The following is a 24,997-nucleotide window of genomic DNA, read 5'->3' as shown; positions in this document are numbered from 1 at the left end:
GAATAGTAGCTGACGCTCAAATGAGGAAACGCAACGACGGCAAAGACCGCACAGTTGACATCAGTGCTCGGTTTTTTGAGCGACCGTATTTCGTGAGAGACGCTCTACCTTCAGGTCAGCACAAACAGGCGCGGTGCAGTTGTTCGGTTAGGGCCGTTTGTTAGCAATATGCTATCACCTAGGTCCAATACCACACCGCTTTAGAAGGCAGCTTAAGCCATATTGAGGAACGCGGTAAGCCTTATTATTGACTGGTTCGCGCTGTTTCATCGTTGAAAACTATGAAGGACCAATGACCCCATGCGCCTCTCAACCTTACTACAGCTATTCGTCTCTATCGTGTTCATGGGAGGCGCGGTCCTGACGATGACCGGCCTTGTCTCAACCGAGGGGCTTTATGACACTTTTCAGCGGATCAAATCCGGGGTGTCCGGTCGGTCAGTCGAAATAAGCTATGACGTGACAGCCTCAGCAAGCGTGGAGCCGCTTGATGGATACACTTATACTGGCCAACTCCACGCGAACATCACTTTTGCTGATGCGGACGGCGCAGAGACAGTTTTCGACCTTCACTACCCAACCGACTACAACACATTCTACGATGGGTTCGGCACGCTTTGGATCGCAAATTGGCTCCCATATATTGCCAATAATCCACAAGTGTCGCCTGTTCTTGGCAACACGTGCCTGCAGACGCATAGGGGCGAAAACCTTGCGCCAAGCATGCGGTATCGAACGGGATATTCAGAATACATTGTCTGTCGGGTATTGGACGAGCAAGGGCCGGGTGCTGCGCGTAGCTACGACATTTCAACTGCCAAGCCAGCCGTGATAGGCGTCATATGGGCGAGCCGGAACCATCAACCGATGGACTACCCACGCGAACGGTGCATTGCCGAGGCGCGAATTTGGTCCATTGAAATCGCCAAGCCAGAGGATCGTTTTATGGCCTGCGTGTTTGTCATTAACGAAGAGCCACAGCAGGTTGAAGTTTTTGCCTTCGAATTGACAGAAGACCGCATAATCGAAGTCGGTGGAGAGGGTGAAGGCTGGTCACGATCCGCCGTTGATACGCGGGACGCACCGCGCTTGGTGCAATACCGGTTGATGCAGCAATGGCTCGATGATCCGGAGGAACATGACGCTGCTGTTCAGCGGGCATATGCCCACGTGACAGCTAACCTTGCTCAGATAATCCCTCAACGTATCTCCCAATTCAATGGGGTCGAGATGAAGGACGGCATAATCAATTTCATCTTCAGCGCAAAGTCCACGTCCGAGATGGCGCGTCTTCGGGATGAGTCAAACGTTAGTGCGGATCGCCATCTGTACCAGCACATCCGAAGGGTTGTTTGCGGTTCCGATGAGCGCGCGGCGCTACTGGCGTTTCAGGAAAATGCAGCGACTTATGCTTACGACCTTTACCGTAGCGACGGGCAACCAATGACGCGATACGCCGTATTCCCCAATCTTCCATGCTAGGATCTGGACTAGGTTTCTTCTAGTAACGGACATTGAATCTCAAGCATTCAACGGCAACTAAGTCCGCACAGCCGCCGTTTCGAGGCGCGTCGTAGGATAGCCGTCTTAGACCAGCCGTCCCGCCAGCGAGTTGCGTTGGCTTTCGGTGATCAGCACTTTGCGGATGTCGCCGCGCTGGGCGGTGCAGTCGGCCACATGCACGGCGTGGAGGTAGCCTGATTTGCCCATCATCTGGCCTGCGTCACGGCCGGGCTTTTCAAACAACACATCAACTTCGCGGCCGACCATGCTGTCTTGGATGGTTTTCTGCTGGTGGGCGATCAGGGCTTGCAGCTCTTGCAGGCGTGCATCAGCCACGGCGGCGTCAACTTCACCGCGCTCGGCGGCAGGGGTGCCGGGGCGGGGCGAGTATTTGAACGAGTAGGCTTGGCCGTAGTTCACTTCGCGGATCAGATCCATCGTATCGGCAAAGTCCTGGTCGCTCTCTTCGGGGAAGCCGACGATGAAGTCGCCTGACAACAAGATATCTGGGCGGGCTTCGCGGATGCGCTCGATCAGGCGGATATAGCTGTCGCGGGTGTGGCTGCGGTTCATCCGTTTGAGGATGTGATCAGAGCCGGACTGCACAGGCAGGTGCAGGTAGGGCATGAGCTTGTCGCAGGTGCCGTGGGCCTCGATCAGCTCGTCTGTCATGTCGTTGGGGTGAGACGTGGTAAAGCGGATGCGCTCAAGGCCATCAACCTTATCAAGCGCCCAGATGAGCTGCGCGAGGCTTTGCTCGCCTTGCGATGACGCGCCGTGATAGGCGTTGACGTTCTGCCCCAAAAGGGTGATCTCGCGCACGCCGCGCTCAACCAAGTCGCGCGCCTCGGTGAGGATGCGATCAACGGGGCGGCTAACTTCGGCGCCGCGGGTGTATGGCACCACGCAAAAGGCGCAGAACTTGTCGCAGCCTTCCTGCACGGTGAGGAAGGCGGACGGGCCTCGCTTGGCTTTGGGGCGCGCCTTGAGGTGCTCGAACTTATCTTCCTCGGGGAAGTCCGTGTCGACCACCTTGGCGCCGTTGTGGGTGCGGGCTTCCATCTCGGGGAGGCGGTGGTAGCTCTGCGGGCCAACGACCAAGTCAACAAGAGGCTGACGGCGCATGATCTCTTGGCCCTCGGCCTGAGCCACGCAACCCGCAACGCCGATCTTGAGATCAGGCTTGGCATCTTTGAGCACCTTGTAGCGGCCCAGTTCCGAGTAGACTTTCTCGGCGGCTTTCTCACGGATGTGGCAGGTGTTGAGCAGGATCATGTCGGCATCATCGGGCGACTGCGTTTGCTCATAGCCCTCAAGAGCCTCGGCCATACGCTCGCTGTCATAGACATTCATCTGGCAGCCGTATGTTTTGATGAAGAGCTTTTTAGGCGCTGACATGGCTTTGTTCCTTCGGGCGTATGTTCGGGCGTATGTGTTGTGCGGGGCCTATATAAAACAGAGGCCACTTGCAATGCACGATGATTTAACCGATTCTAGCGCAAAATATGCAGGTGATGTGCGTGAAGAAGTTCGACAGTCTTACAGAGTTTAAGAGTTCGGGTGCGGAGCTGGTCTCTAAAGGGCCGATCGCACTGGTGTTTGCGGAGGATGAAACCGAGCTTGATACAACCCTGCGCCACCATCAGCAGCTCGGATTTGTGCAGGTCGTCTGTTTTATGCCTGACGGCTTTTCGCTGCCCGCAGATTTGTTGGAAACAGTCGTGCGTGTGCGCTACGATATGCGCGTTGATGCAGCGCTTGAGACAGCTGTAAACACGGTGATCAGCATGGCTGACAAACAGTGGATGTTTTACTGCTACAACGCGGAGTACCTGTTTTACCCGTTTTGCGAGACGCGCACTGTCGTTGAAATGCTGGCCTACCACACTGAAGAGCGCCGTGATGCGATGCTTTCATATGTGGTTGATCTTTATGCCGACGATTTGCAGAGCTTCCCTGATGCGGTTTCGCTTGATCGCGCCTTCATTGACAAGTCAGGTTATTATGCGCTCGCGCGCCCCGATGCTGCCAACCACAACCACCCGAAAGAACGCCAACTTGATTTCTTCGGCGGGCTACGCTGGCGTTTTGAGGAGCATGTTCCGATGCCGCGTCGCAAGATCGACCGCGTCTCGCTTTTTCGGGCCAAGGCGGGTTTGAAACTGCGAGAAGACCATACGTTTAATGACGAGGAATATAACACCTACGCTTGCCCCTGGCACAACAACCTGACGGCATCTGTCGCTTCGTTCCGCACGGCCAAGGCGCTGAAGCGCAACCCCGGATCGACGTTTGATATCAAAACATTCACCTGGCACAATTCGGTGCCGTTTGAATGGCACTCGCGGCAATTGCTTGACTTGGGGCTGATGGAAACGGGCCAGTGGTTCTAACTGTGGTTTTAACTGTGGTTCTAGACCTTCGGGTGAGGCTGGTTTAGACAGGCCGCAACAAGTTTGCGAGGCCTGATATGTCGTCACACGGCGCACCCATTCCAATGATTTCACGTAAGAGCGCTGGGCTTAAGGGCGAGGCACATGTGCCTGGCGATAAGTCGATCTCGCATCGCTCGCTTATTTTGGGTGCTTTGAGCATCGGCGAGACGCGTATTAGCGGCCTGCTTGAAGGGCAAGATGTGCTTGATACCGGCCGCGCGATGCAAGCTTTTGGGGCGACTGTTGAGAACCTTGGCAACGGCAACTGGCGGGTTGAGGGTGTTGGCGTTGGCGGCTTTGCCGAGCCGGAAAACGTGATTGACTGCGGCAACTCGGGCACCGGCGTGCGGCTGATCATGGGGGCGATGGCAACATGCCCGATTACTGCGACATTCTCGGGTGATGCCTCGCTTAACGGACGGCCTATGGCGCGGGTCACTGACCCACTGGCGCTGTTCGGTGCGCAGACAGTTGGCCGCGAAGGCGGGCGTTTACCGATGACAATTGTCGGCGCGCGTAGCCCTGTTCCGGTGACATACACGGTGCCTGTGCCGAGCGCGCAAGTGAAGTCAGCAGTGCTGTTTGCCGGGTTGAACACGCCGGGCGAGACCGTGGTGATCGAGCAGGAAGCAACGCGCGACCATACCGAGCGGATGCTGGCGGGTTTCGGTGCTGAAATTACGACTGAAGTGACCAAGGAAGGCCGTGTTATCACGCTGCAAGGCCAGCCCGAGCTTAAGCCACAAACGATTGTTGTGCCGCGCGATCCGAGCTCGGCGGCTTTCCCCGTATGTGCGGCGATTGTCACGGAGGGCTCTGATGTCTTGGTGCCAAACATCGGCCTCAACCCGACGCGCGCGGGGCTGTTTACCACGCTTCAAGAGATGGGTGCTGAGCTAACCTATGAGAACCTGCGTGAGGAGGGCGGCGAGCCTGTCGCTGATTTGCGGGCGCGCTACTCCCCAAACATGAAGGGCATTTCTGTGCCGCCAGACCGCGCAGCGAGCATGATTGACGAGTATCCTGTGCTGTCGGTTGTCGCTTGCTTTGCTGAGGGTGTAACCGAGATGCGCGGCGTGAAGGAGCTCCGCGTAAAAGAAAGCGACCGGATTGACGCGATGGCTGTGGGCTTGCGCGCCGCGGGCATAACTGTTGAAGAGGGCGAAGACTGGTGGACAGTTGAAGGGCTCGGCTTTGGCGAAGTGCCTGGCGGCGCGACGGTTGAAAGCCGGCTTGATCACCGCATTGCGATGTCGTTTCTCATTTTGGGCATGGCCTCTGAAGCGCCAATGACGGTTGATGACGGCGGGCCGATTGCAACGTCATTTCCGATATTCGAGAGCCTGATGGGCGGGCTTGGCGCTGTGGTCGAGCGCGTCTAATGGGCTTTACGATCGCTATCGACGGCCCTGCGGCGGCTGGCAAGGGCACGATTTCAAAGGCGGTTGCGGCGCATTTCGGGTTTGCGCATCTTGACACCGGGCTGCTCTACCGCGCGGTCGGGGCGAAGGTTCTGAACGGAGCCGAACCGGTAGCTGCGGCGCGAACATTGCAGGCTGAAGACCTGAACAATGCAAGCCTGCGCACTGCCGATGTTGCTCAGGCGGCGAGCCGTGTTGCGGTTATTGCCGAGGTGCGCGAGGCACTTGTTGACTTTCAGCGCGCTTTTGCGCGGCGCGCGGGCGGCGCGGTGCTGGACGGGCGCGACATAGGCACGGTGATATGCCCCGACGCGACCGCCAAGTTGTTTGTGACAGCCAGCGCTGAAGTGCGGGCCGAGCGGCGGTTTCTGGAACTTGAAGCCCGGGCGGCCGATGTGAGCCGGGAACAAGTTCTGGCGGATGTGAAAGAACGCGATGAGCGCGATATGAACCGCAGTGAAGCGCCGCTAAAGCCCGCCGCAGACGCGATCATTCTGGATACATCCGAGCTCACTGTCGACGGTGCTATCACTCAGGCCATCGCCGAAATCAGCAGGATCGTGAAGCCGTAAAGGGCTACTCTTCGCCGCTTTCCTCTTCGGCGCCACCGCCGAGTGCGTAGAGCAGGCCGCCGATGACAACGAGGCCGATCTTGATCCCCCATGCAGGCCCGTTGCCCCAGTTGTATATCCAGAACAGGATAGACGGGACGCGATCTAGAAAATCGAGAACGATAGCAAAGATGCCGAAAAAGGCCATGAGGCCACCAATCTGGCGCATTATTGATCTCCTTAAAAAGTCACTTTAATGGGGTGAACATTCAACAATCTGAGGTTGTTGGCAAGTGTATCGCTGCTTTTGGTAGTGCCCTTGGTTTTGGAGGCTAAGCTGTAAGCGCTTGCAGGCCGTCCTGAAGCCTGCCGCCGAACCCGTGGCTGTTGCCGAAATGCGAGAGTTTTGCCGCGAGCCCGCGGTTCCCGACGCGGTGCCACTGGGCTTGTCGGGCGTGCCAGTAGGCGGCTTTTGCGAAGCCGAGCGGGGCGAGTTCCTGCTGTGAGAGCACGAAGCTGCCTTCGGCGACGAACTCGTAGGGGTGCAAGTAGATATGCGGCGTAAGGCCGCCCGTGCGGGCGTTGGCGATCATCTTGGCCGTGACAAAACGCGGAAAGAGCTTTGTGTAACTGCCGCCAAGCCGGAGGCGGCTTGAATAGATCGGCAGGATGCTGAGCGGGGCATCTAGCGAGGCCGCAAAGGCGGTTGCTTGGGCCTTGGTTCGGCACAGAAACGAGCTGTCATAGGCGACATGTCTTGCCAGCACATTGTAGTACTCAGGCCGGTCTTGCGGGATGCGAAACTTGGGCGCGCGAAAGCCGGTGACGGGTTGGCCTGACGCTGCGCGAAGCGCCTTGAGTGCGGTTGCGAGATTGGCCTCGAATTGCGCGGGCGTATGGCTGTCGACGCAGTCATGAAAGTGATAGTGGCAGGCAATTTCGTGGCCATCACTTGCGATACGGGCGATCAGTTCCGGAGCTTGCTCGGCGATAATACCTGTGCAGAAAAATGTCACGCGCGCAGCGTTGTGGCTTTGCAGAAAAGCTTCGATGGCGGCATAGGCATCGGTAAGCGCTTTGATGCGCAGGGGCCGCGTTATCCACAGCCCCAAGTCCCGGCCTAAGTCATGCGAAAAATCTTCAAAATCAATACTTAAGAATAACTTATTCATGTGAGTAAGTCGCGGGTGACGATATATGGGCCGATAACCAAAGCATCGACGCCGCTCTCGCGGAATGTGGCCAGAGCGTGCCGGGGTGAATAGACGATCGGTTCCTGGATATTGAAGCTGGTGTTGAGCAACACGGGAACCCCTGTGAGGCTGCCAAAGGCCGTGAGCAATGCGTGGTAAAGCGGGTTGGCATCGGCGGTGACACTGTGCACACGCGCGGTGCCGTCGGTGTGTGTGACGGCGGGGATTGCCTCGCGCTTCTCAGGCCGTGTGCGCGCGACAATGTTCATGTAAGGGCTGGGTTGGTCTAGCTCGAAAAATGTGCTGGCGGCCTCTTCTGTAACAGAGGGTGCGAAGGGGCGAAAAAGCTCGCGCTTTTTGATCTTCTGGTTGATCTCTTCACGGATGCCATCGCGGCGCGGATCGGCGAGAAACGACCGTGCTCCGAGAGCACGGGGGCCGAACTCGGCACGGCTTTGAAACCATGCGATGATCTCGCCATTTGCGAGACGCTGCGCGGTTTGGGCTGTCAGCGTTTCGTTGGAAAGTGGTGCAGGCAGGCGGCTGAGTTGCGCCTCAAGCGCGGCGATGATGTCGGCATCGTCATAGCTTGCGCCAAGGTAGGGTGTGCGGATTGAGGCGAGGTCGGCAGGTGCTTTTGAAGCGGCGATGCAAGCCCCGATGGCGCAGCCCGCGTCATGGGGGGCGGGAGGGATCGCGACCTCGTTGAACAAGCCCGATTGCAGGAGTTTACCATTGGCTGTGACATTGAGCGCGCAGCCGCCGGAGAGGGCCAGGTGTTTGATATCGGGGTGTTTTTCGCGCGCGGGTGCGGTGAGATGCGCGAGTGCTTCCTCATAGGCGGCTTGCACGGACGCGGCCATGTTGATGTGCTCTTGGCTAGGCTTTTCATCTGCTGCGCGGGGGGGGCAGAAGAGCTCGGAAAGCCGCGGGTGAAAGCGGCCCTTCAAGGCGGCGTGATAGTCGGCCAAACGGGTGTTGAGCCGGTATTGGCCGCGGGCCTCAAGCGTGAGGATGTGCTCAAGGATCGCGTCTTTCCAGACCGGCTCGCCGTAGGGCGCGAGGCCCATCATTTTGTATTCACCTTCCAGCATTTTGAAGCCGAGAAAGCCTGTGAACACTGAGTAGAAGTGGCCCAAAGAGTTTGGCCAGTGGTGACGGGACAGCTCTTTGCGCGCACCATCTTGCACAACTGAAAGCACGGAGGAGGCGTCTTCCCCGCCGCCGTCATAGGACAGCGAAATGCAGCTGTTCCAGTCGCGCATGGCTTCGGCATAGAGCTGGTGGGTAAGGTGGTGATCAAAGTAGCTGATCCCGGCGTCACATGCGCCGTATCGGCCGGCGAGTTTGCGGCGCAGTCGGAAGAGATCAGACCACGAACCTGAGGGCTCTTCGCTTGCGGCGGAGCGGCGGAAAAGCTGCGCCGCGCGCGAGAAAGTGCTTAAGGCCGTGGCTGGAGAGCGCAGCATTTTGCCTATCGTCGCCAGAGTGCGCCCACGCAGACGCCACGGTTGCCAGTAGACGGCTATCTGGCCCAAGTCTGCAAAGGTTACCCCGCCGATGCGCAGCACTTCGTCGATGGCGTCAAAGGGGAATGCTCCGTCGTTTTTGACGCGCGTGAGGCGCTCGTTTTCAACCGCAGCTACGAGAACGCCATCGCACATGAGGGCAGCGGCGGAATTGTCCATTGTTGCGAGGCCAAGAGTATACAATGGAGGGCTTTCCGAGATTGCGCGATTAGGGCGAGGGTATCACCGGCAAAATGCGGGTTCAACGGGGAAGCGTATTTGCGCGCAGCACCCTTGCAAAACGGAAGAAACCCGCATATACGCGCGCTTGTCGAATAGGGCAGGGAAACTGCTGGGCAAAAATGAGCAGGGTCGGAACAGTCCGGCCCTCTTTGTTTTAAGGCCAGAACCCTTGCTTGACCAATGAAACCCCAAGACCGGCGGAGACAACCGCACGGCCCGAAAACACCTTAAAAGGAATGAAACGCCACATGGCTAGCAACGTATCAATGGAGGAATTCGAAGCCCTCCTTAATGAAAGCTTCGAAATGGACACGCCCGAAGAGGGATCAGTTGTCAAAGGCAAGGTTATCGCGATTGAAGCGGGCCAAGCTATCATCGACGTAGGCTACAAAATGGAAGGCCGCGTAGATATCAAAGAATTCGCAGATCCGGGCGAAGAGCCAGAGCTCTCGGTTGGTGATGAAGTTGAAGTGTTCCTGCGTTCGGCTGAAAACGCCCGCGGCGAAGCGGTTATCTCACGTGAGATGGCGCGCCGTGAAGAAGCCTGGGATCGTCTCGAAAAAGCCTATGCTGACGAAGAGCGCGTTGATGGCGCTATCTTTGGTCGCGTTAAAGGCGGCTTTACTGTTGATCTCGGCGGCGCGGTTGCGTTCTTGCCAGGGTCACAAGTTGACGTGCGCCCTGTGCGCGACGCGGGCCCGCTCATGGGCCTCAAGCAGCCATTCCAAATCCTCAAAATGGATCGTCGTCGCGGCAACATCGTTGTTTCTCGTCGTGCCATTCTTGAAGAGTCACGTGCCGAACAGCGCGCCGAAGTTATCGGCAACCTCGCTGAAGGTGACGCGGTTGACGGTGTTGTTAAGAACATCACTGAATACGGCGCGTTCGTTGACCTCGGCGGCGTTGATGGCCTCCTGCACGTCACAGACATGGCATGGCGCCGTGTGAACCACCCATCAGAGATCCTCGCGATTGGCGAGACTGTGAAGGTTCAGGTGATCAAGATCAACAAAGAGACACACCGTATCTCGCTTGGTATGAAGCAGTTGCAAGACGATCCTTGGGATCTGGTTGCTGCGAAATACCCACTTGAGTCAGTTCACACTGGCCGCGTGACCAACATCACTGACTACGGCGCATTCGTTGAGCTGGAAGCCGGTGTTGAAGGCCTCGTACACGTTTCGGAAATGTCTTGGACAAAGAAGAACGTTCACCCGGGCAAGATCGTGTCTACTTCGCAAGAAGTCGAAGTTATGGTTCTCGAAATCGACGGTGCCAAGCGCCGCGTTTCTCTTGGCCTCAAGCAGACACAGCGCAACCCATGGGAAGTCTTTGCAGAGCAGTTCCCTGAGAACACCGAAGTTGAAGGTGAAGTTAAGAACATCACCGAATTCGGCCTGTTTGTCGGCCTCGAAGGCGACATCGACGGCATGGTGCACCTCTCGGACATCAGCTGGGACGAGCGCGGCGAAGAAGCGATCCAGAACTACCGCAAAGGCGATATGGTTCAGGCCGTTGTTTCGGAAGTCGACGTTGAGAAAGAGCGCATCTCGCTCTCGATCAAAGCGCTTGGCGGTGACAAGTTCGCAGATGCCGTTGGTGGCACGAAGCGTGGCTCGATCATCACTGTTGAAGTGACGTCTATTGAAGACGGCGGCATTGAGGTTGAATACGAAGGCATGAAGTCATTCATCCGTCGTTCGGACCTCTCGCGTGACCGTGCAGAGCAGCGCCCTGAGCGCTTCTCGGTTGGCAACAAAGTTGATGTTCGCGTCACCAATGTTGACAGCAAGACACGTCGCCTTGGCCTGTCGATCAAAGCACGCGAAATCGCGGAAGAAAAAGAAGCTGTCGAGCAGTTCGGCTCATCAGATTCAGGCGCGACACTCGGCGATATCTTGGGCGGAGCGCTCAAGGGCGGCGACGAGTAAGCACCTCTCTAAAATTGTTGATAGGGCCTCACACCGCAGGGTGTGGGGCCTTTTCTCTTGCCGCGAAAGGTGACTGCGTTAGTTGCGGGGCGGGAAGGTGCCTTCTAAAGACACGCACCAACGGGCAGAACTTGCACCGGCGGGAGGCGCGATCTTTGGCAATCCAAAATTATTGCGCCCGTCACCACCATAATTTGTCCCGAACAGGCTGAACAAAGCGGGGTTTTGAGCGATGGGGATTTCTCGCCCGTCGGCTTCGGCCCAATTTCGAGGGCAGAACGACCCGCCAAACAACATCAACTCTCCGATAAACGGCGCAGAGCCTGCCTGTGCCGGGCAGGCAAGTGTTCCTAGCGCCAAACAGGCAGTGAGCATGGCGTTGGTTTTTGTTCGAATAGCTTTCAAGGGAATATTCCTTAGTTTGAATGTTAGTTGTGAGTTCAAGTTTTGGCAGGGTATAATTTCGGAGGTTCTACGCAAGGAATTTGTCGTTCAAACGAAACGCTGGCCTGCTTAGAATTTGATGCGAAGTGGGGTTTGGCGCTATTGGGCACCGCTTGGGAAGCCCTGAAGTTGCGCCCGAATCGTTGCGCTATACCAGCTTGTGCCGCAGCGCGGAAAGCTGCGCTGCAATTGCTCGGGGTGCTCGAAAATCTGCTATCAAAGCTGAAAATGGCTGCTTTTTGATGGTTTCTCAGTCAGTTAGAGGTTTCTCGGTTGCGTTTTCCTTTCTATAGTTGAGGATACCAACAATAAAAATAATCTGCCTGGGGAGACAGAAGGACTATGATCCGTTCGGAACTTGTTCAGAAAATCGCGGACGAAAATCCGCATCTATATCAACGTGACGTTGAGCGCATTGTGAATACCATCTTTGAAGAGATCATCGAGGCGATGTCGTCCGGTGATCGTGTCGAACTTCGCGGCTTTGGTGCGTTTTCTGTCAAAAAGCGGGATGCGCGCACTGGTCGCAACCCGCGCACGGGAGAATCGGTGCAAGTTGAGGAAAAGCACGTGCCGTTTTTCAAGACCGGCAAGCTTTTGCGAGACAGACTAAACGGAAAGTAAGACATGCGGTATATTCGGTATTTTTTTCTGGCTGCTTTGGCGGTCGCTCTAATTGTGATTGCTCTTGCGAATGCGCAGGAGGTGACACTGACGTTGCTGCCTGACGTGCTCGCAAAACCGACTGGCCTGAGTTGGTCGATTCCGTTGCCACTGTTTGTTGTGGTCTTCGGCGGAATACTCATAGGTTTGTTGCTCGGTTTTTTCTGGGAGTGGCTGCGTGAGCATAAGCACCGTGCCGAGGCATCGCGCAAATCAGGCGAAGTGAAGAAGCTTGAAGAGGAATTGCGCCGTGTGAAAGGCGCGCAAGTGAAAGACGAAGCTGACGAAGTTCTGGCGCTATTGGATGAGGCGAGCTGACTTTTCTTATCTGGCAAAGAACGGTAGAGCAAAGCGCGGGGACTTCTCGCGCTTTTTGTTATTGAAGGCAGAGCTATGAGCACACGTGTCAAAATATGCGGGCTGAAAGAGGCTAATCATGTTGCCGCTGCGGCGGCAGCTGGCGCGCAGTATGTGGGCTTTGTGTTCTTTGCAAAGTCACCGCGCAATGTAAGCCTTGAAGCGGCGCAGGCTTTGGCCATCAGCGCACCTGTTGGCTTAGCCAAGGTTGCGCTGACGGTGAACGCATCTGACGCCGAACTTGATGCGATCGTGGAGCAGGTGCCGCTTGATATGTTGCAGCTTCATGGGAAGGAAAGCCCGGCGCGGGTGCTAGAGGTGAAAGCGCGTTATGGCTTGCCAGTGATGAAGGCGGTGGGCGTTGCCGAGGCCTCTGACTTGGCCGCGATCGACGCCTACGAAGATGTCGCTGACCAACTGTTGATCGATGCGAAGCCACCCAAGGGTGCGGCATTGCCGGGGGGCAACGGGCTGGCCTTTGACTGGCGCTTGCTGGCGGGGCGTAAGTATTGGCGCAAGCCGTGGATGCTGGCCGGAGGGCTGACGCCTGACAATGTTGCCGAAGCGGTCAAAATGACGGGCGCGCGGCAGGTTGATGTGTCTTCTGGTGTTGAAGGAAGTGTGGGTGTTAAGGATGCCGCGCTGATCAAGGCGTTTTGTGACGCTGTGAAAGGTTGAAGTGCCTTGCTCTTGAGCCGCGCGACAATTAACACAGGCTAAACACCAAAGAGGGCCAAGCCGATGAATGACGAACTTTTTAACAGCTTCATGAACGGCCCCGACGAGAACGGTCGCTTTGGTGATTTTGGCGGGCGCTTCGTTTCCGAGACGCTGATGCCGCTGATCCTTGATTTGCAAGCAGAGTATGAAAAGGCCAAGACCGACGACAGCTTTTGGGCCGAGATGGACGATCTGTGGAAGCACTACGTTGGTCGCCCTTCGCCGCTGTATTTTGCCGAGCGGCTGACCAAGCACCTTGGTGGTGCAAAGATTTACCTCAAACGTGACGAGCTGAACCACACCGGCGCGCATAAGATCAACAACGTTCTGGGCCAGATCATTCTCGCGCGGCGCATGGGCAAGACACGCATTATTGCCGAAACCGGCGCGGGGCAACACGGCGTTGCCACGGCGACTGTTTGTGCGAAGTTCGGCCTCAAGTGCGTTGTTTACATGGGCAAGCACGACGTTGAGCGCCAGTCTCCGAACGTGTTCCGGATGCGCTTGCTTGGCGCTGAAGTCATTCCTGTGACCTCGGGCCGCGGCACGCTTAAGGACGCAATGAACGACGCGATGCGCGACTGGGTGACAAACGTTGATGACACGTTCTATTGCATCGGCACGGTCGCTGGCCCGCATCCTTACCCAGCGATGGTGCGCGACTTTCAGAGCATCATTGGCAAGGAAGTGCGCTGGCAGCTTGCCGAGCAAGAAGGTGAGGGGCGTTTGCCTGACACAGTGATCGCAGCAATCGGCGGTGGCTCAAACGCGATGGGGCTGTTTTACCCGTTTCTTGACGACAAATCTGTCAACATCATCGGCGTTGAGGCCGGCGGCAAGGGTGTCAACGACGAGATGCAGCATTGCGCAAGCCTCACTGGCGGGCGGCCAGGTGTTCTGCACGGCAACCGCACTTACCTTATGCAAGACGGCGACGGGCAGATCCTTGAGGGCTACTCGATTTCGGCGGGGCTTGATTACCCCGGCATTGGCCCCGAACACTCGTGGCTGCACGAAACCAAGCGCGCCGAGTATGTTGCTATCACCGACAAGGAAGCGCTTGAGGCGTTCCAGTTGTCTTGTGCCTTAGAAGGGATCATCCCCGCGCTTGAGCCAAGCCACGCGCTTGCGCATGTGATGAAGATCGCGCCTGATCTGCCCAAGGAGCATATCTTGGTGATGAACATGTGCGGACGCGGTGACAAAGATATCTTTACCGTTGCTAAGCACCTCGGCTTTGACATGTCGGACACCGAAGGCCGCGACGCTGACTAACGCTTCGTGCTGGACGGTGTGCGCTGACGCGCAGTTCGTTTCACTTGTTGGCGTAACAGCTCTGTCTAGCGGCTAGGCTTGCTCTGGTTCGCTTCCAATATGCTAAGCTGCATGATGTCGAGCGTGCGCATGTGCGTGGCCTCAAGGAGAACCTTTGGCGCGCAGCCTTCGTCATGGGCCTGCAAGAACCGTGTCGCACAGAGGCACCATTTGTCACCCGCCTTGAGCCCGGCAAAGCCGAACTCGGGGCGCGGCGTGCTCAGGTCATTGCCGACATACTTCGAGTAAGCAAGAAACTCTGCTGTCATCACAGCGCAGACAGTGTGCATGCCTTCGTCTGCTGCGCAGGTGTTGCAATGCCCGTCGCGGAAATACCCGGTGACGGGGCTATTGCTGCACAATTCGAGCGGGCCACCAAGTACATTGACGGGGTCATCAGGCGTGCTCATTGTGTTGCCTGCGTTGCTTGTGCGATAGCGCGAAACATGTCGATGTTGCTTTCATGCGCTCCGGCCTCGCGGAACAATTTGTCAGCCGAGTTAAGGGCGATCACCACGCCGAGGGGTTTGTTGATGTAGATATACTGCCCGTAAATGCCGCGCCCGAAGAACTCGCCTTCCTGCGGGTCTGGGTCGATCCACCATTGGTAGCCATACTGGCGCATGCCGGCAGCGGTGTTGGCCGAGGGCTTGGTGCTTTCGGCGAGCCATGCAGCCGGGACGATCTGCTCGCCTTGCCATTCACCGTTTTGCAGAACCATCTGGCCAAAGCGTGCGTAGTCGCGGGTTGTCATGTTGAGGCCACCAAGCACAAAGGCCGTCTCGTGGCCGTCTGTGACGTAATAGGGCTCGGCCTCAAGCCCGAGCGGCGCTATGATCTTTTCTGACAGCAGATCAGCGATGCGGCGGTTTGTTGCACCGCGGATGACCATGCCGATGACATGGGTGTCGATCGAAACATACTGCCATTTCTGGCCGGGCTTGGCGTAGGTTTCGGTGAGGCCTTCGGCAAAACCGTCCATCGACTGACCGAGCGCCAGCACACGACCCATTTTGTTGATGTCCGACCAAAAGTCGAGATAATCCTCATTGAATGTCACGCCGCTGCTCATTTGCAGAACATCTTTGATGCTTGCGCCGTCATAGGCGCTGCCTTTGAGGCTAGGGGCGTATTTGGTGACAGGGTCGTCGATCGAGGTGATGGCGCCTTCGGCGATCACCACGCCCATCAAAGCAGACAGAAACGACTTGGCCACCGACCATGAGATGCGCTTGTCGTCTGGCCCTGTGCCGAGATAGTAGGCCTCGTGGCGCAAGAGGCCGTCTTTGAGCACAACAGCCGAGGTAACAGAGCGGGTTTTGACCCAGTCGTCGTAGCCAGCGGGCAGGGCAAGCGGCCCGCCAAGCGGCAGATCAGTGACCGGCCCGTCGCCACGCGGCACGGGAGACGACAGGAACAATTTGTCCATGTGGGAAAAGTTGGAAACGATCTTTTCCTGAGAGAACAGCGAGTTAACAGCCAGCACGCGGGTTATCTCTTCACGCTTGAACAGCCAAAGGGCAACGCCCGCGATGACCAGAACCAAGAGAGTACGGCCAAGCCATTTACCGAATGTGCGCATGATGTTTCCTTTCTGTTGGCTGCAAAGGACTGTTGTGTGCGAAGGACTGTGCAACAGGCGCGCGGTTAAGGCAACGCAGCGGTGGCGAGTTTTATCCAACGTCCATGAAAATCAGCGCGACCAAGGCTGATGTTGTGATCACCCGGCCAGAGCCGCAGTGTGAGGGCGGCACCGTCACCCGCCCCATCATTTTCCATGGCGAACCATGCGAGCGGGGCTTGCTCGGTGGCCATTGCTCCGGCCTGCTCGATAAGAGCGGTTCCGAGGGACTGGGCCGCAGCTGGAAAATACTGCCAAGCGATGGTTGAATAGACGAGGTGCAGCGTGCCTTGTTGCGGCCTTGCGAGGCGGGTTTTGAGCCAATCAATTGCATCGGCCTTTGTCAGCGTCGCGTCGTGCATTTCAATGGCCGCGCGGGTGCGTTCAAGTCTTTCGGGCTGATCTGGCCAGAGATAGGCGAGCAGCTTGAGAGCATCCTCGGGCTGCTTGGGGTCAAGGGGGTTGAGATCAACACCGCAGCGATCGGTGACGCGCAGCGTGGCTTTTGGCGGCATCGGGCCAGACCACTCGGGCGAGAGAGTGATCGCGGCGTCTTGCGGGCCGAAATGCTCCTCGGGGAGGGCGAGAGCGAACTTGTCAAACATCAAGTTGAGGCCGCCGCTTGCTCCGAGCTCGGACAGACGCAAGGGCAAGTTGTAGCGGGCCGTGAGCAGTTGGGCAGCGGCGATCAAAGTGGCCGCGCGGCGCACTTCGTTGGTCTGCGGGGCATTGTCCATCCAAGCGTCAAGAAACGCGGCGTGATTGTGCATAGCCGCCTTAGCTGCAGGCCAAAGCGCGGTTGCTTGATGCGGCGGATACTGCGCGGCGAGGGCGGCGTCTTGCTCGTTTATCACCAGCGCATGCAACCCGCCTGCAAGCCGGAGCGGAAGGGATGCACCGAGCGGGCCAATGTCGCCGTCCCACGCGGCAAGACGCTTTGCAAGGGGCAGCTCGTCATGCCAGTTATCGGCCAATGTGTTGAGCAAAAGCTCCATGAATGGCGAGCCAAGGGCCGCACAATGTTGGGCTTGATCACGCAGAGCTGTTTGGAGTTTCACTTGAACTTATCCATTAGTTTTTGCATCGGATTGCGGGTGTCATCTTTTGGTTCTTCGGCCACTTCGGGTTTGCCGGCCGGCTTGGCCCTCTCAAGCTTTTCACGCGGCGGATTAACGCGCAAGGCAACGGCATTCATAAAGCGGCCCGTGTCGCCAGCGGCCAGATCGGCTGCGCCATCTCCTATGCCGCGAATGACATCATCAAGCCAGGATTGGTCGGCTTTGGCAAAGTCGTGCAACACATAGCGCGCCACTGCGTCTTTGTGCCCGGGGTGACCGATGCCAAGGCGAATGCGTTGATACTCGGCTCCGATGTGCGCGTGAATAGAGCGCAAACCGTTATGGCCCGCGTGCCCTCCGCCTTGCTTGACGCGACATTTGCCTGGGGCGAGATCAAGTTCGTCATGAAAGACTGTTATGTCATCCGGTGTTAGCTTGTAAAAGCGCATGGCCTCGCCGACAGACTGACCCGAGAGGTTCATAAATGTTTCGGGCTTGAGCAGCACGACCTTCTCTGAGCCAAACCGGCCCTCGGAGACGAGGCCCTGAAACCGCGATTTCCACGGGCCAAAACCATGCGCAGCGGCGATTTCGTCCAAAGCCATAAAGCCTATGTTATGACGGTTTTGCGCATATTTCGCGCCGGGGTTGCCTAGGCCAACAAAGATCTTCATCGCGCTCTCCGGAGTTTGCAGTTGAGCTTTACAGTCTTTCGGGGGAAAGTTCACCTGCAGTTTTTGCGAGGCAGGGCAGTTGGATATTTTTGAACTCAACGGTGTGCAGATCGGCTGCCCTGAAGCGCTTGGCACTCGTGCGATCACTCGCAAGCTCTCCTCGGGGCAATACGAAGGCACCGAGGCGCGTGCTGTGATGATGCGTGTCAAACCCGGCTGGCGGGTGCTTGAGCTGGGTGCTGGCCTTGGCTATATGGGCGCGTTGGCGGCCCAGTTGACGGATGCTCTCAATGTGACCTGCGTTGAAGCCAACCCTGACATGCTCCAAGTGATCCGCGAGAATTATGTACGCAATGATGCTGCCGAAATTGACTTGCGACACGGAGCTGTTGTTGGCGATGATTATGAAGGCGACACGCTGGCTTTTGCGCGCAATCCGCTGTTCTGGTCGTCGCGCATTGCCGAGCCGGGCGACGGTGACGGCGTTGTCGAGGTGCCTGCGCTGAAGATCGGCGCATTGCTCAAAGAGCTGCGGCCCAATGCGGTGATCATGGATGTTGAGGGCGCCGAGCAGTATTTGTTTGAGAACAAATGGCCCAAGTCGGTGCGTGTGGTCGTTATGGAGCTGCATCCGCGCTATTTTGATAGTCGCGCCACGATCAAGAAGATCATTGATTGCATGTCGGCATCGGGCCTGACCTATGATCCGCAGGCATCACGCGGCAACGTTTTGGCATTGCGGCGGGTTTAGTCGAGAAAGTCGGAAGCGGGGTTGACTCACTTTTTATATGTAATAATGTAATTACATGATTACAGATGAAAACTTAGATTCGGTCTTTCATGCTTTGGCACATGCCTCGCGTCGCAAGATCTTGGACTTGGTCAAAGAGACCCCGGGCCTCGCAGTCGGGGAATTGGCGGCGCATTTTGATGTCAGCCGCATCGCGATCATGAACCACCTCACTGTGCTTGAGCGGGCAGGGCTGATCCTGTCTGAAAAGGACGGGCGCGCACGGCGGCTGACGCTGAATGTGATGCCGATTGCCGAAATTCATGCGCGCTGGACAGACAGCTATAGCGCATTTTGGTCGGATCGCACTGTGATGATCAAGCAAATCGCCGAGACTGCGGCTGCGGCTGCGGCCAAAGGCAACAAAGGACGAGACAATGAGTGACCCTGAATACGCCAAGGCGATCCACAATCGCACTTTCATCAAGGCTCCGATCGAGACTGTGTGGAGCACGCTTGTTGCCACCGACGAACCGTTGCCATTTTTCTTTGGATCAACCTGCGAGACGCGCTCTCGCGAGGTCGGTGCCAAGCTGCGCATGGTTAGTCCGAACGGAAAGCTGGCGATGGTTGTGGGAGAGGTGCTGGCGTTTGAGCCGCCGCACAAATACGCGCATACCTTTCAGATGACGGGCATCGACGAGCCGCCCTGCAAGGTGACTTATTGCTTGTCGGAAAAAGACGGCGGCACCGAGTTTAACTTGATCATCGAGGATGCTGTTGTTGGCAGCAAGCTGATCAAAGAGATGAAAGGTGCACAGTCGTTTATCTCAGCAAACCTCAAGGCGCTTTGCGAAACAGGCAAGCCGGCGTTTTCAGGGCGCATGGTTGGCTTGCTCGGGCCGATATTCGCCATGCTGGCGAAAGACAAACAAAAGATCGAAAGCTGGCCGCTTGATTGAGAATTGGCCCTTAAGAGGAGAAAAACGATGACCACTGTAGATATGAATACAAAACCGGCACCTGCCTGGCTGAAGGTTATCGCCGCGCTTGGCGTGGTTTGGTATGCTTTCGGGCTCTTGCAGATGTGGCTCGGCGTTACGCTCGACACCGGTGTCGCTGTGGCTGCGGGCCAGATGACGGCAGGCCATGCGGCGGCTCATGCGGGTGTTCCCGGATTTGTCTGGGCGAGCTTTGCAGTTGCCTCGGGAGCAGGGCTCGTGGGGGCCGCTCTGCTGTTTATGGGGCGCGGTGCGGCTTTTGCGGCTTTTGCCATCTCGCTGATCTCGGCGGCAGTCTACTACGGGTATATCTACGTGATTTCAGGAACGGCTTCGGCGCGCCCGACAGAAGAGGCGATTATTGCTGTTGTGGTTGTCTCGGTAACGATCGGCTTCACGCTGCTGTCACGTCGCTTCCGATAACCAGCTGAGACAAAAGAAAAAGCCCGCCAACTGCTGTGGCGGGCTTTCGTATGTCTTGAAGGCAAGGAAGATTACTCTTCAGTGGTTTCTTCGTCGCCAACTGTTGGCACTTCGACATCGCCTTCGGCTGCTTCATCTTCGTCCTCTTCCGAGCGCAGGCTCGATGGGGCCGAGATGTTAGCAATCACGAAGTCACGATCAACCGTGACTTTGGCGCCTTCAGGCAGTTTTACGTCTGAAATGTGAACAATGTCGCCAACATCCAAACCGTCGAGATCAACTGTGATGCTCTCTGGGATATCGCCAGCTGTTACTTCCAGCTCGACTTCAGGGCGAACGACAGTCAATACGCCGCCTTTTTTGATACCAGGCGCTTCTTCTTCGTTGATGAACTCAACGTGAATAAACAGCTTGATAAGCGAGGTGCGGCGCAAGCGCAGGAAATCAACGTGAGTTGGCAAGTCTTTGACAACATCGCGCTGAACGTTGCGGCAGATGACGCGAACGTCTTCCTGGCCTTCAACTTTCATGTTGAAAAGTGTCGAGAGGAAACGGCCCTCTTTGAGCTTTTTGAACAATTTGTTGAAGGGGATGTTGATTGCGAGGGGATCGCCGTCACCACCATAAACGATACCAGGCACCATGCCTGCTCTGCGAGCTTGACGAGCGGCGCCCTTGCCTGTCCCCGTGCGGACCTCGGCGTGAAGATCAGGGATCTTTCCGGCCATAATGAATACTCCATAAGTTAGGGCGGGGATCCTCCAAGGCTGTATCCCCGCGTGAAGCGCTGCGATTAACTTGATTTATTCAACATTGCAAGGCCCTGTAACGATCTTTGTCGCGATCGTTTAGCCGTATTCCAGCTCAAGATGCCCGCCGGCCTCCTGCACACGTTCATAAAGCGCATAATCCTTGCGGCGTGCGGCCTTGAATGCGGCTTTGAGATCGTCGCTGAGCGGTGTGTCTATTTGCGGTGATTTGTTGATCTCGGGCAGGGTGATCTCGCGTTTGAAGCGCTCTTCAAGGAAGTCGAGGAACACAGGCTGCGCCTCATAGGCAAAGACATGATGCAGGGGAATTTCGCCGCCACGTAGGCTGAGAAACTTGAACTGGGTGCCGACATTGGCGCAGGGCGTTGTCGGCGCGTCGATGGCGATTTGCACGTAGTCCTCAAAGCTCATGCCAAAGGTTGAGCGTTTGTCACCTTTGAGCACATCGCGCGTGCGGTATTTGAACCAGCTGCGCAGGTGGTCAAGCGGCTCGCGCATGACAGCAACACGTTCGGGTGTGAGCTTGTAGGTCGCCTGCAAAAACGGTGCGCAATGTTGGTCAAACGCTGCCGCTGACATATGCTTGCGCCGCCCTTTAAAGACGATATCAGCCTTGCCTTTGAGCGCGGTTTCATAGGCGGTTGTGCCGGTTTTTGGCACTGCAAGGATCGCCAGATTTTGCTTGAAGAATACCTGCACGCCTAGTCCTGCCAGTCGCCTTCAAAGCTTTTGGGGATCATCAGGATATCGCGATCCACATCGTTGATATCTCGTTTGCCACAAAGCGCCATAGAGGTGTCGAGCTCTTTGTGGATCACTTCGAGCGCTTTGGTCACACCAGCTTCACCCATCGCGCCAAGGCCATAGACATAGGCCCGTCCGATGTAGGTTCCTTTCGCGCCCATCGCCATCGCCTTGAGCACGTCTTGCCCCGAGCGAATGCCGCTGTCGATATGCACTTCGATCTTGTCACCGACGGCATCGAGTATCGCTGGCAGTGCGCGGATCGAGCTGAGCGCGCCGTCAAGCTGGCGGCCGCCGTGGTTTGATACGATGATCGCATCCGCCCCGACATTGAGCGCTTCCTTAGCGTCGCGCGCATCCATGATGCCTTTGATGATCAGCGGGCCTTTCCACATTTTGCGGAACTGTTTGATGCGCGCCCAATCGAGCGACTGATCAAAGGCTTCTGATGTCCATGTGCTGAGTGAGCTTGCGTTCTCAACACCCTTGGCATGACCCACGATATTGCCAAAGAAGCGCCGCTTGGTGCCGAGCATACCAAGGCCCCACTGCGCTTTGGTCATCATATTGGCGACAGATTTTACTGTCAGCTTGGGCGGGGCAGAGAGGCCGTTTTTGAGGTCCATGTGGCGTTGGCCGAGCAGTTGCAGATCAACCGTGATAACCGCCGCCGAGCATTTCGCCGCTTCGGCGCGATCAAACAGGCGCTGCATGAAGTCGTCGTCTTTGAGGGTGTAGACCTGCAACCAAAAGGGCTTTTGCGTGTGTTCGGCCACATCTTCAATAGAGCAGATCGACATGGTGGAAAGCGTATAGGGCACGCCGAACTTCTCGGCGGCTTTTGCTGCCTTGATCTCGCCGTCAGCGTGCTGCATTCCCGTCAGCCCAACAGGGGCCAGCGCGACAGGCATGCTCACGTCTTGTCCGATCATCTGCGTCTTGGTCGAGCGACCGGACATGTCGATAGCAACCCGTTGGCGAAGATAGATTTTCTCAAAGTCAGAGGTGTTCTCACGGAAGGTCTGCTCCGTCCATGAGCCGCTTTCGCAATAGTCGTAAAACATCTTCGGCGTGCGCCGTTTGTGGATTTTTTTCAGGTCGTTGATGTTGGTGATGACTGGCACTGTACGCCCTCCGCAAGATTGGTTTGCAAAGCTTACCAATTCAAATCAGAGGTGACAACAAGACTTGCTGGAAAGTCCGCATTTCAAGCGTTGTGCGCGCCGTCCGCGAGGCTTTTCACAAAGCTCAGCACGTCGGCGACACTCTCGCCTGCGCCGATCTTTTCGACAATCGCCGAGCCGACGACAGCCCCGTCAGCCACCCGCGCAATCGCCTCGGCGTGCTCGGGCGTTTTGATGCCAAAGCCGACGATCACGGGCAGGTCTGTCTGGGCTTTGATGCGCGCCACTTCCGGCGCCACATTGCCAGCCTGCGCTACAGCCGCGCCGGTGATGCCGTTGATCGACACATAGTAAACAAAGCCCGAGGTGTTTTGCAGCACTTTGGGCAGGCGTTTGTCGTTGGTCGTCGGGGTGGCAAGGCGGATGAAGTTGATGCCTGCGGCCTGCGCCGGAATGCAGAGCTCCTCGTCTTCCTCTGGCGGAAGATCGACCACGATCAGCCCGTCGATGCCAGCCTCTTTGGCGTCTTTCAAAAACGCCTCGACGCCGTGTGAGTAGATCGGGTTGTAATAGCCCATCAGGACAATCGGCGTGGTGTCGTCATTTTTGCGAAACTCTCGCGCCATAGCGAGGGTTTTATTGAGCGTCATACCTGCGTCAAGCGCACGACCGCCCGCCAGCTGAATGGTCGGCCCGTCGGCCATCGGGTCTGTAAACGGCAGGCCAAGTTCGATCACATCAACACCCGCCGCTGGCAGACCTTTCATCACCTCAAGTGATTTCGCCTCGTCAGGATCACCGGCCATGATGTAAGAGACAAAGGCTTTCTTGCCTTGGGCTTTGAGGGCGGCAAACTTGGCGTCGATGCGTGTCATGGCGTGGCTTCTCGTTAATCTCTCTTGAGCCTTGCTGCGTAGCAGATTATCGTCGCAGATCAATGCCAATATGTAGTCAGTGCTTTGGTTCGTTCGTGGTAATTCACTTTCGGAGACAACATGCGCCTCAAGATTTCCAGTCTGCTTGCCATCTCGCTTTTGTTGGTGTCGCTCTCGGTTGTGCTGTTTCCGGCGGCAAAGCCTGATCCGCTCGGCATCCTTGGATTGCTCTTGTTCATCGCGCTTATCGCCACGGCGCGAGGCTGGCTTTGGCGGCGTCCGGCATGGTGTTTTTGGCCATTGTTTGTGGTCACACTGCTGGTCGGGCCATTTGTGGTGATCATGCAGGGCTTTGGCACGGTCGATATGATTGCCTTCATGTTTCATGCCGAGTTCGGCGTCGGCGGTGCGGGCCTGCTTGAGCTGCGCAACGAGATATTCACCGCCGTTTTGGCGCTTTTGTGGGTGCTGTTTGCGGCTTGGGCCTTGAGCAGCCTCTATGCTTTGCGCAACAAGCTTTACATCGGGTTGATGGCGCTCTTGCTGGTCACGCACCCGCTGGTGATCTTCGCGTTTCACAGCCTGAGCGCCCAGGTTGGCAGCTCTGATCTGGCAAGCAAGCTTAAACTGGCGCCCGAATGGAGCGGCAAAGCCCCAGAGGCAGACGTGTTGCTGCTCTATCTTGAAGGTTTGGAAGAGATATTCTTTGATCAAGAGCTTTACGGCGACACGATGGATGACGTGGCCGCGTTCAGAAGTGCTGGTCTGAGCTTTGGCGCCGTTCGCCAGATCGAAGCAACGGGCTGGAGTATGGCCGGTGTCGTGGCGTCGCAATGTGGCATTCCGCTGGTGCCAAACGGCTTTCGCACGCGCAACAACTTTCACGGGGTTGATGACTATTTGGGCAGTCATCGCTGTTTGGGCGATGTGATGCGCGACGCGGGGTTTGATCTTGAGTTTGTGGTTGGCGGCGAGCTGCGCTTTGCTGGGCTGGGCACATTTCTGAAGCAGCACGGCTATAACAAAATCATGGGCAAGAAACACTTTCGTGACAGCTACCCGCGCAAACTCATCAAGCGTGCTTCGATTGACTGGATCGTCGATGACCAACTGGTCTTTGAGGAAGCATTGAAACGGCACAAAAAGTTGGCTAAGCGCGACCGCCCGTTTGGTTTGGTCGTTGAAACCATGACCCCGCACGGCGATATTGCCTATGCTAGCCGCGAGTGTCGGGCCGACGGGCGGGCTTCGCTGGATCGTGACACCGAGAAGGTACTGGCCTGCTTTAGCGAGCAAACACAACGATTTGTTGCGGAGTTGCAAGCCCAGCAAGGCACGCGGCCTTTGCGGATTGTGATTATGTCAGATCATCTCAATCATAATCCCAAGTTCAAAAAGGAGCTTGATCTGGCCAGTCGGGCCAACACGCTGATCTTGATGGGGCCGAACCAACAGCCTGCGCGCAACTTGAAAGAGGGCTCGATGGTTGATGTTTATCCGACGCTGCTTGAGTGGCTGGGGCTGGTTGATGTAAGTGAGCCCGTTCGTGCAGGCCTTGGAGTGTCGCTGTTGTCAGATGCGCCGACATTGGTTGAGGAAAAGGGATTTAGAGCCCTGAATGCGGAGCTTTATGTCAATCCTGGCCTTAGCAATGCGGTCTGGGTTGATGACAGCTGGAGCACACCTTAGGCGGC

At 56.8% G+C, this 24,997-nt stretch carries 27 protein-coding genes; 14 read left to right on the top strand and 13 right to left on the bottom strand.

Annotation, left to right across the window (positions count from 1 at the left end; all coding sequences use genetic code 11):
* Positions 1-300 precede the first annotated feature (300 nt).
* Positions 301-1,482 carry a hypothetical protein gene (locus KO498_RS16470; protein ID WP_215961013.1) on the top strand — a complete coding sequence of 394 codons (1,182 nt, stop codon included), beginning with the start codon at positions 301-303 and terminating at the stop codon, positions 1,480-1,482.
* 105 nt (positions 1,483-1,587) lie between these two features.
* Here the strand turns inward: KO498_RS16470 and miaB are convergent, their stop codons facing one another.
* Positions 1,588-2,901, bottom strand: a complete 1,314-nt coding sequence (gene miaB / locus KO498_RS16465) for a tRNA (N6-isopentenyl adenosine(37)-C2)-methylthiotransferase MiaB (protein WP_215961012.1) — start codon at positions 2,899-2,901, stop codon at positions 1,588-1,590.
* Positions 2,902-3,023: 122 nt separating this feature from the next.
* On the opposite strand from miaB, the gene KO498_RS16460 reads away from it, so the two are divergent.
* The 3 genes from KO498_RS16460 (at position 3,024) to KO498_RS16450 (ending at position 5,931) form a co-directional block, all read left to right on the top strand.
* Positions 3,024-3,896: a hypothetical protein gene (locus KO498_RS16460; RefSeq protein WP_354667674.1), complete on the top strand. Its 873-nt coding sequence runs from the start codon at positions 3,024-3,026 to the stop codon at positions 3,894-3,896.
* A 77-nt stretch (positions 3,897-3,973) separates the two neighbouring features.
* A complete protein-coding gene (gene aroA, locus KO498_RS16455) occupies positions 3,974-5,320 on the top strand; it encodes a 3-phosphoshikimate 1-carboxyvinyltransferase (RefSeq protein ID WP_215961011.1) in 1,347 nt (448 codons plus the stop codon).
* A complete protein-coding gene (locus KO498_RS16450) occupies positions 5,320-5,931 on the top strand; it encodes a (d)CMP kinase (protein WP_215961010.1) in 612 nt (203 codons plus the stop codon). The genes aroA and KO498_RS16450 overlap by 1 nt, the downstream gene beginning before the upstream one ends.
* Positions 5,932-5,935: 4 nt before the next feature.
* Here KO498_RS16450 and KO498_RS16445 read toward each other — a convergent pair whose 3' ends face one another.
* The 3 genes from KO498_RS16445 to KO498_RS16435 all read right to left on the bottom strand — a co-directional run bounded on the left by KO498_RS16445 (position 5,936) and on the right by KO498_RS16435 (position 8,815).
* Positions 5,936-6,139, bottom strand: coding sequence for a hypothetical protein (locus KO498_RS16445; protein ID WP_215961009.1), 204 nt, complete (start codon positions 6,137-6,139; stop codon positions 5,936-5,938).
* 103 nt (positions 6,140-6,242) lie between these two features.
* Positions 6,243-7,082, bottom strand: a complete 840-nt coding sequence (locus KO498_RS16440) for a polysaccharide deacetylase family protein (RefSeq protein ID WP_215961008.1) — start codon at positions 7,080-7,082, stop codon at positions 6,243-6,245.
* Positions 7,079-8,815 (bottom strand): carbamoyltransferase family protein, encoded by a 1,737-nt coding sequence (locus KO498_RS16435; protein WP_289847850.1) that lies wholly within the window; start codon positions 8,813-8,815, stop codon positions 7,079-7,081. The genes KO498_RS16440 and KO498_RS16435 overlap by 4 nt, the downstream gene beginning before the upstream one ends.
* Before the next feature lie 212 nt (positions 8,816-9,027).
* Between KO498_RS16435 and rpsA the strand changes: the two genes are divergently transcribed.
* Positions 9,028-10,785, top strand: a complete 1,758-nt coding sequence (gene rpsA / locus KO498_RS16430) for a 30S ribosomal protein S1 (protein ID WP_289847849.1) — start codon at positions 9,028-9,030, stop codon at positions 10,783-10,785.
* A gap of 78 nt (positions 10,786-10,863) precedes the next feature.
* On the opposite strand, the gene KO498_RS16425 is transcribed toward rpsA, so the two are convergent.
* Positions 10,864-11,190, bottom strand: a complete 327-nt coding sequence (locus tag KO498_RS16425; RefSeq protein WP_252731509.1) for a phage tail protein — start codon at positions 11,188-11,190, stop codon at positions 10,864-10,866.
* 381 nt (positions 11,191-11,571) lie between these two features.
* Between KO498_RS16425 and ihfB the strand changes: the two genes are divergently transcribed.
* The 4 genes from ihfB to trpB all read left to right on the top strand — a co-directional run bounded on the left by ihfB (position 11,572) and on the right by trpB (position 14,244).
* Positions 11,572-11,853, top strand: coding sequence for an integration host factor subunit beta (ihfB, locus tag KO498_RS16420; RefSeq protein WP_215961005.1), 282 nt, complete (start codon positions 11,572-11,574; stop codon positions 11,851-11,853).
* Positions 11,854-11,856: 3 nt separating this feature from the next.
* Entirely contained in the window at positions 11,857-12,210 is a 354-nt protein-coding gene (locus KO498_RS16415; RefSeq protein WP_215961004.1) for a lipopolysaccharide assembly protein LapA domain-containing protein, read from the top strand.
* A gap of 75 nt (positions 12,211-12,285) precedes the next feature.
* Positions 12,286-12,927 carry a phosphoribosylanthranilate isomerase gene (locus KO498_RS16410; RefSeq protein ID WP_215961003.1) on the top strand — a complete coding sequence of 214 codons (642 nt, stop codon included), beginning with the start codon at positions 12,286-12,288 and terminating at the stop codon, positions 12,925-12,927.
* A gap of 63 nt (positions 12,928-12,990) precedes the next feature.
* A complete protein-coding gene (trpB, locus tag KO498_RS16405; protein WP_215961002.1) occupies positions 12,991-14,244 on the top strand; it encodes a tryptophan synthase subunit beta in 1,254 nt (417 codons plus the stop codon).
* Positions 14,245-14,309: 65 nt separating this feature from the next.
* Here the strand turns inward: trpB and KO498_RS16400 are convergent, their stop codons facing one another.
* From KO498_RS16400 to pth, 4 genes are all read right to left on the bottom strand, one after another.
* Positions 14,310-14,693: a DUF2237 family protein gene (locus KO498_RS16400; RefSeq protein WP_215961001.1), complete on the bottom strand. Its 384-nt coding sequence runs from the start codon at positions 14,691-14,693 to the stop codon at positions 14,310-14,312.
* Positions 14,690-15,865, bottom strand: a complete 1,176-nt coding sequence (locus KO498_RS16395) for a serine hydrolase domain-containing protein (RefSeq protein WP_215961000.1) — start codon at positions 15,863-15,865, stop codon at positions 14,690-14,692. The genes KO498_RS16400 and KO498_RS16395 overlap by 4 nt, the downstream gene beginning before the upstream one ends.
* Positions 15,866-15,930: 65 nt before the next feature.
* Positions 15,931-16,962 carry a DUF2332 domain-containing protein gene (locus KO498_RS16390; RefSeq protein WP_215960999.1) on the bottom strand — a complete coding sequence of 344 codons (1,032 nt, stop codon included), beginning with the start codon at positions 16,960-16,962 and terminating at the stop codon, positions 15,931-15,933.
* Positions 16,959-17,636 (bottom strand): aminoacyl-tRNA hydrolase, encoded by a 678-nt coding sequence (pth, locus tag KO498_RS16385; protein ID WP_215960998.1) that lies wholly within the window; start codon positions 17,634-17,636, stop codon positions 16,959-16,961. The genes KO498_RS16390 and pth overlap by 4 nt, the downstream gene beginning before the upstream one ends.
* Before the next feature lie 79 nt (positions 17,637-17,715).
* Here pth and KO498_RS16380 point away from each other — a divergent pair, with 79 nt between their 5' ends.
* Genes KO498_RS16380 through KO498_RS16365 form a run of 4 tightly spaced genes read left to right on the top strand, consistent with a single transcriptional unit; the run spans position 17,716 to position 19,790 of the window.
* Positions 17,716-18,387 (top strand): FkbM family methyltransferase, encoded by a 672-nt coding sequence (locus tag KO498_RS16380; protein ID WP_215960997.1) that lies wholly within the window; start codon positions 17,716-17,718, stop codon positions 18,385-18,387.
* Positions 18,388-18,442: 55 nt separating this feature from the next.
* Positions 18,443-18,811, top strand: coding sequence for an ArsR/SmtB family transcription factor (locus KO498_RS16375; protein ID WP_215960996.1), 369 nt, complete (start codon positions 18,443-18,445; stop codon positions 18,809-18,811).
* Positions 18,804-19,328, top strand: coding sequence for an SRPBCC domain-containing protein (locus KO498_RS16370; RefSeq protein ID WP_215960995.1), 525 nt, complete (start codon positions 18,804-18,806; stop codon positions 19,326-19,328). The genes KO498_RS16375 and KO498_RS16370 overlap by 8 nt, the downstream gene beginning before the upstream one ends.
* A gap of 27 nt (positions 19,329-19,355) precedes the next feature.
* Positions 19,356-19,790, top strand: a complete 435-nt coding sequence (locus tag KO498_RS16365) for a hypothetical protein (RefSeq protein ID WP_215960994.1) — start codon at positions 19,356-19,358, stop codon at positions 19,788-19,790.
* A gap of 71 nt (positions 19,791-19,861) precedes the next feature.
* Here the strand turns inward: KO498_RS16365 and KO498_RS16360 are convergent, their stop codons facing one another.
* From KO498_RS16360 to trpA, 4 genes are all read right to left on the bottom strand, one after another.
* Positions 19,862-20,518: a 50S ribosomal protein L25/general stress protein Ctc gene (locus tag KO498_RS16360; RefSeq protein WP_215960993.1), complete on the bottom strand. Its 657-nt coding sequence runs from the start codon at positions 20,516-20,518 to the stop codon at positions 19,862-19,864.
* Between the two features lie 120 nt (positions 20,519-20,638).
* Positions 20,639-21,259: a hypothetical protein gene (locus KO498_RS16355; protein WP_215960992.1), complete on the bottom strand. Its 621-nt coding sequence runs from the start codon at positions 21,257-21,259 to the stop codon at positions 20,639-20,641.
* Positions 21,260-21,261: 2 nt separating this feature from the next.
* Positions 21,262-22,428 carry an alpha-hydroxy acid oxidase gene (locus KO498_RS16350; RefSeq protein ID WP_215960991.1) on the bottom strand — a complete coding sequence of 389 codons (1,167 nt, stop codon included), beginning with the start codon at positions 22,426-22,428 and terminating at the stop codon, positions 21,262-21,264.
* Between the two features lie 83 nt (positions 22,429-22,511).
* Positions 22,512-23,303, bottom strand: coding sequence for a tryptophan synthase subunit alpha (gene trpA, locus KO498_RS16345; RefSeq protein WP_215960990.1), 792 nt, complete (start codon positions 23,301-23,303; stop codon positions 22,512-22,514).
* Between the two features lie 120 nt (positions 23,304-23,423).
* On the opposite strand from trpA, the gene KO498_RS16340 reads away from it, so the two are divergent.
* Positions 23,424-24,992: a sulfatase-like hydrolase/transferase gene (locus KO498_RS16340; protein ID WP_215960989.1), complete on the top strand. Its 1,569-nt coding sequence runs from the start codon at positions 23,424-23,426 to the stop codon at positions 24,990-24,992.
* Positions 24,993-24,997 lie beyond the last annotated feature (5 nt).

Source organism: Lentibacter algarum, from assembly GCF_018860975.1.
GTDB lineage: Bacteria > Pseudomonadota > Alphaproteobacteria > Rhodobacterales > Rhodobacteraceae > Lentibacter > Lentibacter algarum_A.
Note: the sequence above shows the minus strand (reverse complement) of the source record. Positions and strands in the feature narration are given on the sequence as shown.